Here is a 5,251-nt window from a genome sequence, read left to right as displayed (position 1 = left end):
CGCCGAGCCGGCCGCGCCGGTCACCGAGACGGTCGACCCGGACCCGGCCGCCGCGAAGGGCGGGCCCCCGGAGCCGGACGTGCCGCTCGTGTGGCCGCTGACCGGCGTCGCCGCCGAGGAGGTCGCCGCGCGCCCGGCGCTCGCGGTGAAGATCGAGAACGCGACCCAGGCACGCCCGCAGACCGGCCTCGAGGACGCGGACATGGTGTGGGAGGAGGTCGTCGAGGGCGGCATCACGCGCTTCGTCGCCGTCTACCACTCGCGCGAGCCCGAGCTCGTCGGGCCGGTGCGCTCGGTGCGGCCCATGGACCCGGCGATCGTCGCGCCGCTGCACGGGGTCCTCGCGTACACGGGCGGCCAGCAGCCCTTCGTCGACGCCGTCGGCGCCGCGGGCGTGCAGTCGGTCGTCATGGACGAGGGGGACGACGGCTTCGTCACGACCCGGGCGCGCCGCGTCCCGCACAACGTCTACGGCGAGCCCGCGGCCTTCTGGGCGCAGGCGGACGGCGACCGCACGTCCCCGCCGCCCGCCCAGCTCGCGTACGCGCGCGAGCCCGGCTCCGGGACAGCCACCGTCGCGGGCGCCCCGGCGGGCCGGCTCGACGTCCGCCTCACGCACTCGAGCCGCGCGGTCTGGGACTGGGCGGGCGACCGGGGTGCGTACGTGCGCAGCGAGGGCGCGTCGCCGGCCATGTCGGCCGACGGGGACCGCCTCGCCGCCACGAACGTCGTGCTCGTCGCCGCGACGATGGTGAGCACGCCCTTCCTCGACCCCGCGGGCGTGCCCGTCCCGGAGACGCAGCTCGTCGGGACCGGGGACGCCGTCGTCGCGTCGGGCGGCAATCACGTCGCCGCGACGTGGTCCAAGGAGGCCGTGGACGCCCCGCTCGTGCTCACCGGCGCGGACGGGAGGACGGTGCGCCTCGAGCCCGGCACGACGTGGGTCGAGCTCGTGCCGACCGGCAGCGGGTCGTGGTCCGTCGGCTGACGCCGCCCTCCACCTCGGGGCGTACGACCGCTCCACCCGCGGGGGGAGCGGCGGGCGTCAGGTTCCGTCCGGCAGGGCGACGCGCCGGGTGCCCTGCCCCGGGCACCGTGGAGTCATGGCAACCGTCGTCCCAAACCCCGCCCACCCGTCCTCGGCCCGCACCCCCGGTGAGGGCCCCGCGCAGTCCCCGCTGCCGCCGTCGTACGCGCCGCGCACCGACGACCGCGAGCCCGGCGTCGCCCGCTCGGCCGTGCCCGTGGTCGTCTCCGTCGGGCTGCTCTTCGGCCTCGCCGTCGCGGCAGCGTTCGTCGGTCGCGGCCTCATCGAGATGCTCACCGGGCTCGTCGGCGCCTGAGCGGCGCACCGGGCCGTCCGTGCCCGGCGAAGACCTCAGAAGGCGTAGCCGAACCGCCCCCAGTCCGGGTCGCGGCGCTCGAGGAACGCGTCGCGCCCCTCGACGGCCTCGTCCGTCATGTACGCGAGCCGCGTCGCCTCTCCCGCGAACACCTGCTGGCCCATGAGCCCGTCGTCCGCGAGGTTGAACGCGAACTTGAGCATCCGGATCGCCTGCGGCGACTTCGTCGCGACCACGCGCGCGTACTCGAGCGCGAGCGGCTCGAGGTCCGCGTGGTCGGCGACCTCGTTGACCGCGCCCCAGTCGTACGCGTCCTGCGCCGAGTACTCGCGCGCGAGGAAGAAGATCTCCCGGGCCCGCTTCTGCCCGACCTGCCGCGCGAGGTAGGCCGACCCGTAGCCGCCGTCGAACGAGCCGACGTCCGCGTCGGTCTGCTTGAACCGCGCGTGCTCGCGGCTCGCGATCGACAGGTCGGCCACGACGTGCAGCGAGTGCCCGCCGCCCGCGGCCCAGCCGTTGACGACGGCCACCACGACCTTCGGCATGGTCCGGATGAGCCGCTGCACCTCGAGGATGTGCAGGCGGCCCGCGCGCGCCGGGTCGACGGCGTCGCGCGTGTGCACGTCCCCGCCGCCGTCGGGAGCGGTCGTGTACTGGTAGCCCGAGCGCCCGCGGATGCGCTGGTCGCCGCCCGAGCAGAACGCCCAGACCCCGTCCTTGGGCGACGGGCCGTTGCCCGTGAGCAGGACCGTGCCGACGTCGGACGTCATGCGCGCGTGGTCGAGCACGCGGTAGAGCTCGTCGACGGTGTGCGGGCGGAACGCGTTGCGCACCTCGGGGCGGTCGAACGCCACGCGGACCACGGGCAGGTCGCGCACGACCTCTCCCGGCGCGCCGTCGGCGCCGGCCGGTGACCGCTCCACGCCGCGGTGGTAGGTCACGTCCGTGAGGTCCTCGAAGCCGTGGACGTCGCGCCACGAGCGCGGGTCGAACGTCTCGGAGACCTGGCGGGGGAGCGGCGCGGCGGGCGTGGGGTCAGGGCTGGTGCTCACGAGCGCCACGGTATCCGGTGGACGCGGAACGCGAAGTGGTACGGTCGTACTACTTGCGCGCGACGGCGGGACCTGCCACCCGGCGCGCCGACCCACGGAGAGTCGCACATGGCACTCGCATGGATCGTCCTCGTCCTGTCCGGCATGCTCGAGGCGGGCTGGGCCCTCAGTCTCAAGGCGTCGGAGGGCTTCACCCGGCTGTGGCCGAGCGTGGGGTTCGTCGTGATGCTCGCGCTCAGCATGGTCGGGCTGAGCTTCGCCCTCAAGACGTTGCCCGTGGGTGTCGCGTACGGCGTCTGGGTCGGCATCGGCGCCGCGCTGACCGCCGTCCTCGCCATCGTCCTCTTCGGGGAGACCGTGAGCGTCCTCAAGATCGTCTCGCTCGTGCTGATCATCGCGGGCGTGGTCGGGCTCAACCTGTCGGGCGGGGGGCACTGAGATGGCGGTCGGGACGAACGGCGCCGACGGGAGCACGGCCGCGCCCGCCGACCGGCGCGCACCCCGCCGTCAGGCGCGCGGCACCGCGCGGCGGGACGCGATCGTGCGCGCCGCCGCCGACCTCATCCTGCGCGAGGGCCCCGGCGCCGTGACGCACCGTGCCGTCGCCGCGCGCGCCGAGGTGCCCCTGGCGGCCACGACGTACTACTTCACCGGCCTCGACGACCTCGTCGCCGCCGCCGGGCAGGTCGTCGTCGACGGCTGGGTGCAGCACGCCCGCGACGCCGCGGACCGTGCGCTGCGCCCCGGCGCGGTGCCCCAGGACCGCGCCGTCGTCCTCGCGGACGCGGTCCTGCCCGACCTCGACGAGGCCGGCGTGCGCGGCTTCTACGAGCACCTCGTCGGTGCGGGCCGCTACCCGACCCTCGCGCAGGCCTACGCGCAGGGACGCGATCGGCTCGACGCGGCCGTCGCGCACGTCCTCGACGCCCTCGGCGCGGGGTGGCTGAGCCCCGGCGTGCTCGTCGCCGTGGTCGACGGCGCGGCCGTCAGCGCGCTGAGCGAGGGGCGCGACGTGCGCGCGCTCGCCGCGCGCCTGGTCGCCGCGCTCCTCGACGGACGCGCGGGACCGGCGGCCTGACCGGGGCGGACGGCTCGCCCGGGTAGCCTCGCGGACCATGAGACCGCCGCTGCGATCCCGTTTCGTCCCCGAGACCGTCCGTTCGTGGACGGCGCTCGGCGTCGGCGTCGTCGTGAGCGTGCCGGCGTCGCTCGTCCTCACGCCGCCCGGGACGGCCGACGTCGCCGCCGCGCTCGCGGCCGCCCTGGCGTTCGGGGTCGTGGTGGCGGTGACGTTCTGCGCGCTGAGCGTGGTGGCGTTCGCAGGGCTTCGCGGTCGGCCGCTGCGCGAGGCCCTGGAGCGGTCGGTGCCGCGGCGGCGGTGGTCCGCGTGGGCCATCGGCGGCGGGGCCGCGGCGTGGTCCGTGCAGTTCTCCGTCCTCGCGCTCGGCGTGGGCGTCGCCCTCGCGCGCGGCACGGGAGCGGTCGAGGACCCGGCCGTCGTCGTCCTGGGCGTCGCGCTCGTGCTCAGCGCGTGGGTCACCGTCCTCGTCTCGTACACGCTGCACTACGCGCGCCTCGACGCCGGCGTCGCGCGGGGCGGGCAGGCGGCGGACGTCGGGCCGCGGTTCGCCTTCCCCGGCGAGGGGCCGCGCGCCTTCGCCGACTACGTCTACGTCGCGGCCCACGTCAGCACGAGCTTCTCGACCGCGGACGTCACCGTCCTCGACACCGCGACCCGCCGCACCGTGACCGCGCACGCCGTCGTCGCGTTCGCGTTCAACGCCGTCATCGTCGCGCTGGTCGTCACGGTCCTCGTGAACGCGTGAGCACGGACGTGGGTGAGGCCAGGCGGCTCGCACGGCGTGCGGGTGGCTTAGCCTGGGACGCGTGCCCGACCCCCGCGCCGTCGTCTACCGCACCCGTCTGACCACGCGGTTCCGCGGCCTCGACGCCCGCGACGGCGTCCTGCTGCGCGGGGCGGCCGGTTGGGGCGAGTTCTCCCCGTTCTGGGACTACGACGACGCGGAGTCCGCCGCCTGGCTGCGCGCCGCGCGCGAGGCCGCCGACGACGGCTGGCCCGCACCCGTGCGCGACGCCGTCCCCGTCAACGTCACGGTCCCCGCGGTCGGTCCTGGGCGTGCGCAGGAGATCGTCGCCGCGTCCGGCGGCTGCCGGACCGCCAAGGTGAAGGTCGCCCAGCGCGGGCCCGACGGCGCGGTCGAGCCGCTCGACGCCGAGGTCGCGCGGCTCGAGGCCGTGCGGGACGCGCTCGGGCCGGGCGGGCGGATCCGCGTCGACGCCAACGGGGCGTGGGACGTCGACGAGGCGCTGCGCCGCCTGCCGCACCTGGACCGGGCCGCGGGCGGCCTCGAGTACGTCGAGCAGCCGTGCGCCGACGTCGAGGGGCTGGCCGCTGTGCGCCGGGGCCAGCGCGGCGACTCCGCGGTGCCGGTGGCGGCCGACGAGTCGATCCGCCGCGCCGCGGACCCGCTCGCCGTCGTCCGCGCCGAGGCGGCGGACGTCGTCGTGCTCAAGGTCCAGCCGCTCGGCGGCGTGCGGGCGTGCCTCGAGCTCGCCGAGCAGGTCGGGCTGCCCGTGGTCGTCTCGTCGGCCCTGGAGTCGTCCGTCGGTATCGCGGCGGGCGTCGCGCTCGCCGCCGCGCTGCCCGAGCTCCCGTACGCGTGCGGGCTCGCCACCGTCCAGCTCCTCGCCGCCGACGTCACCGACGCCCCGTTCCTGCCGGTCGACGGCGCGCTGCCCGTCGTGCGGCCGGAGCCGACGTCGGACGCCCTCGCCGCGACCGCACCCGACGACGCGACCGCACGGCGGTGGCGCGACCGCCTCGACCGCGTGGCC

The 5,251-nt window shown here is 76.6% G+C and carries 7 protein-coding genes; 6 read left to right on the top strand and 1 reads right to left on the bottom strand.

Annotated elements, in window-relative coordinates:
• Both JZ5iCDA_RS15285 and JZ5iCDA_RS15280 read left to right on the top strand, forming a co-directional pair.
• A partial coding sequence (locus JZ5iCDA_RS15285; protein WP_216093461.1) for a DUF3048 domain-containing protein occupies positions 1–988 on the top strand: 988 nt, incomplete at its 5' end.
• A gap of 115 nt (positions 989–1,103) precedes the next feature.
• Positions 1,104–1,343, top strand: coding sequence for a hypothetical protein (locus tag JZ5iCDA_RS15280; protein ID WP_069387927.1), 240 nt, complete (start codon positions 1,104–1,106; stop codon positions 1,341–1,343).
• A gap of 35 nt (positions 1,344–1,378) precedes the next feature.
• Here JZ5iCDA_RS15280 and JZ5iCDA_RS15275 read toward each other — a convergent pair whose 3' ends face one another.
• Positions 1,379–2,395 carry a 1,4-dihydroxy-2-naphthoyl-CoA synthase gene (locus JZ5iCDA_RS15275; protein WP_069387929.1) on the bottom strand — a complete coding sequence of 339 codons (1,017 nt, stop codon included), beginning with the start codon at positions 2,393–2,395 and terminating at the stop codon, positions 1,379–1,381.
• A gap of 108 nt (positions 2,396–2,503) precedes the next feature.
• On the opposite strand from JZ5iCDA_RS15275, the gene JZ5iCDA_RS15270 reads away from it, so the two are divergent.
• From JZ5iCDA_RS15270 to JZ5iCDA_RS15255, 4 genes are all read left to right on the top strand, one after another.
• Entirely contained in the window at positions 2,504–2,833 is a 330-nt protein-coding gene (locus JZ5iCDA_RS15270; RefSeq protein ID WP_083260063.1) for a DMT family transporter, read from the top strand.
• Between the two features lies 1 nt (position 2,834).
• Positions 2,835–3,473 (top strand): TetR/AcrR family transcriptional regulator, encoded by a 639-nt coding sequence (locus JZ5iCDA_RS19435; RefSeq protein ID WP_083260062.1) that lies wholly within the window; start codon positions 2,835–2,837, stop codon positions 3,471–3,473.
• A 37-nt stretch (positions 3,474–3,510) separates the two neighbouring features.
• The gene (locus JZ5iCDA_RS15260) at positions 3,511–4,221 is read left to right on the top strand and encodes a DUF1345 domain-containing protein (protein WP_069387926.1); all 711 of its coding nucleotides are present in this window, start codon (positions 3,511–3,513) and stop codon (positions 4,219–4,221) included.
• A 61-nt stretch (positions 4,222–4,282) separates the two neighbouring features.
• Positions 4,283–5,251, top strand: a 969-nt coding sequence (locus tag JZ5iCDA_RS15255; protein WP_069387925.1) for an o-succinylbenzoate synthase, incomplete at its 3' end; no start/stop codon positions are given.

The sequence above is a fragment of the Cellulosimicrobium cellulans genome (genome assembly GCF_001722485.1).
Lineage (GTDB): Bacteria > Actinomycetota > Actinomycetes > Actinomycetales > Cellulomonadaceae > Cellulosimicrobium > Cellulosimicrobium cellulans_A.
This window is presented reverse-complemented; position numbering and strand designations above follow the sequence as displayed.

Coding starts and splice junctions, on each gene's coding strand:
- JZ5iCDA_RS15280 (WP_069387927.1), top strand. CDS start 1,104: ATGGCAACCGTCGTCCCAAACCCCGCCCACCCGTCCTCGGCCCGCACC.
- JZ5iCDA_RS15270 (WP_083260063.1), top strand. CDS start 2,504: ATGGCACTCGCATGGATCGTCCTCGTCCTGTCCGGCATGCTCGAGGCG.
- JZ5iCDA_RS19435 (WP_083260062.1), top strand. CDS start 2,835: ATGGCGGTCGGGACGAACGGCGCCGACGGGAGCACGGCCGCGCCCGCC.
- JZ5iCDA_RS15260 (WP_069387926.1), top strand. CDS start 3,511: ATGAGACCGCCGCTGCGATCCCGTTTCGTCCCCGAGACCGTCCGTTCG.